General features: G+C 62.6%; 3 protein-coding genes. 2 read left to right on the forward strand and 1 reads right to left on the reverse strand.

Features of this window, described 5'->3' with window-relative positions; translation table 11 throughout:
* Together I5M_RS32245 and I5M_RS13445 are read left to right on the forward strand one after the other, a co-directional pair.
* Positions 1–669: hypothetical protein (locus tag I5M_RS32245; protein WP_210161622.1), on the forward strand; the 669-nt coding region annotated here is incomplete at its 5' end.
* A 268-nt stretch (positions 670–937) separates the two neighbouring features.
* A complete protein-coding gene (locus tag I5M_RS13445; RefSeq protein ID WP_022721872.1) occupies positions 938–1612 on the forward strand; it encodes a nitroreductase in 675 nt (224 codons plus the stop codon).
* Between the two features lie 95 nt (positions 1613–1707).
* On the opposite strand, the gene I5M_RS13450 is transcribed toward I5M_RS13445, so the two are convergent.
* On the reverse strand, positions 1708–2930 hold a 1223-nt coding region (locus I5M_RS13450; protein ID WP_022721873.1), incomplete at its 5' end, for a DUF1254 domain-containing protein.

Genomic DNA, 2930 nt, shown 5'->3' on the forward strand with positions numbered 1-2930 from the left:
ATCGTTTCTGCATCCTTATTCCATGGCATCGAGCCGATTCTCCACTGCGCCTCTGATCAGTTCCAGCTACCGCAACTAAAGGACCACTGTCGACTATCCTTCACACAATTAACATGTTCACAATTCTCGATGTATGTTGGTCCGACCCAACTGAGATACTTCATTGAGGAATTCAAACGATCTGACCTCGTTCAAATAAGCGCAATAGCCTCTAGCATTGCACTAATCACCGGAACCTCTCACGATGTATTTCTAACTAAAGGATTAGTGGAGAGAAGCAAATTCGCAATTCTTACTTGGCAAGAAATCGCTGAAATTGACTCTGGCGACAAAGATATGCTGGAAGCAGAGAGCATCTTGACGGCTGGGCACCGACCGGCCTGCATAGAGGTCTGCCGCACCGGCGGCTACAGCATACAGGCAAATATTGCATCGACGATGTGCGATTCAGCGATGAAGCCCATCCACGCCGCGAGGGACGAAATACAAAAGCAGTTCGAATTTAATATAGCCGGCTCGCTCGCCAAAAGGCGAGAATTCGCTTTGCTCTGGTCAGCAGGAGCCGATAAGCGCACCCGCTTTCGAGCAGCCGCAAGAACACTCTTCGTTGAGATAACAGCAAGAGTAATTGAATTGCTGACGAAGAGCAGCGCAAAAGGACTCTCATAGCTCCACGAAGCAGATGAACGTCACCCTCTGGGTGGGCACAGACCGCGCCGCATCCGCGCGCTGCACGCATGCTCGTAGCAAGCAAGCGTCGCCCGCGTGAGCGCAGCGGTACGCGGGTTGCGCGGCGAGATCAGGTCCCCCATGTCGCTCGTCTCATGCAGGGTCCGGTCTGACGCGCGATCCATACCCACAATCGGTGCCACGCTTGCACTCTCCCCCCGAACCCACCATTGTCCCCGCCAACCAGAAACGCTCGGGGAATACTCGCATGCACTTCGACGACGTCATGCGCGGCCGGCGCTCGATTCGTGGCTACAAGCCTGATCCCGTGCCGCGGGAAATGATCGAGGAGATTTTGGCGCTGGCGATGCGGTCGCCGTCGTCGATGAATACGCAGCCGTGGAATTTTCACGTCATCACCGGCGCGCCGCTCGATCGCATCCGCGCCGGCAACACCGAGCGCAACCTCGCGGGCATCCCGCATTCTCGCGAATTCCGCATCGGCCAGCCGTTCGCCGGCGTCCACCGCGAGCGGCAGATCGGCGTCGCCAAGCAGCTGTTCAGCGCGATGGGGATCGCGCGCGACGACGCGGCCATGCGGCAGGACTGGGTGATGCGCGGCTTCCGCCAGTTCGACGCGCCGGTGTGCATCATCATCAGCTACGACCGTGTGCTCGCCGACAGCGACGACACGGCGTTCGACTGCGGCGCGGTGACCAACGCGCTGGTCAACGCCGCGTGGTCGCGCGGGCTCGGCTGCGTCATCAACAGCCAGGGCATCATGCAGTCGCCGGTGGTGCGCGAGCACGCCGGCATTCCGGACGATCAGGTGATCATGAAGGCGATCGCCCTCGGCTGGCCGGACGACGACTTCCCCGCCAATGCCGTGGTGTCGGAGCGCAAGCCGGTGCACGAGGCGGCGCGGTTCGTCGGCTTCGATTAGCTGAAATTGTTGCGTCGTCGGGTGGGCGAAGGCGCGCATGCGCCATGCCCACCCGCTCGTGCGGCGAGTAGAGGCGCGCCAGCCCTGCTCGCTCGCTATTGCGCCCCCACGATCGGAACAGGCTGCACGCGGGTCACGGGCGGCGGCGACCATTTGCCGGTGAGCGCGTCGGCCGCGGGGCTGTAGATGCGCATCGTCAGGTTGAACGGGCCTTTTGGCGCCGGCAGCCAGTTGGCTTCGCGGGCTTTGCCGGGGCTGTCGTGCTGGATCAACAGATCGAGTGAGCCGTCCGCGTTGGTGACGAACGGCATCCAGCTCGACACCGCGAAGCGATTCAGCGCGTTGCCGACCTGAAAACCATCCTGATCGTACAGCGTGATCGACCAGAACGCCCGCGCCGGCGGCGCCGCGCCCTTGTCGAAATGGATGACGTAGTTGGCGGCGCCGTCGAGCGGCTTGCCGGTGTCGTCGGCGAGGTTGAGCGGATAGATCGCGTCCTCCGGCAGATTGGCCCCGAGGCCCATTTGAGCGACGATGGCGCGCTTGAGATAGTAGTTGCCGTAGACGCCCATCGTGTCGGTGTTCATCGACCAGCCGTTGACGATGCGGGCGAGCGTCGGCACCTTCCAGGCCATCAGCCGGCGCGCGTCCTCCGGCGCGGTGGCGAGCCCGGCGCGGATCGCCGGATCCAGCTTGTCGATGTCGAAGCTCTTGCCCGGCTCGATGCCGATCTTCTTGAGTTGCGCCAGCATCGGCTGGTCGGTGGCGTGCGGCGGATGGATCTTGAGCAACTCGGCCGCGGTGGCGAAGTAACGGCCAGCCGACATGGTGTCGACCTGCACCTTCGGCGGCGTCGTCATGTCGATCGACGGATCGATTGTGGCCTCGACCGGCACGGGCGGCTTGCCGAGCCTCGACAGCGGCGTGACGGTGTAGCCGGCCTGGATCTTGTGAACGACCTCGTAATCGGCGGGACCATCGGTCTTGGTGCGGCCGATGATCCAGACAACCGGCGTCGGCGCGCTGATCCGCGTCATGCCGGCCGGCACGCTGCCGCTCCAGCCCGGCGGGGTCAGCAGAAATTCGCCGGCCTTGGTCCCAGTGGTGCGCCAGCCCGGCGAGGCGAACACGTCGCTCCACATGTCGAGCATCGGCAGCAGATAGTAGCGGCCCGCGGTGTCCGGCGCCGTGATCACCATCGGCTCCATGGTGAGATCGATCCACGCCACCGAATACAGCGTATCGAAATTGGAGCGAACCACGCCCTTGAAATCGGCCGGCGGATATTCCGGCACGTTGACGAAGGTGTTTACGGGGC

This window comes from Rhodopseudomonas sp. B29 (assembly GCF_000333455.1).
Classification (GTDB): domain Bacteria; phylum Pseudomonadota; class Alphaproteobacteria; order Rhizobiales; family Xanthobacteraceae; genus Rhodopseudomonas.

Excerpts from the sequence above, each read along its gene's own strand:
- I5M_RS13445 (WP_022721872.1), top strand. The coding sequence starts at position 938 with ATGCACTTCGACGACGTCATGCGCGGCCGGCGCTCGATTCGTGGCTAC.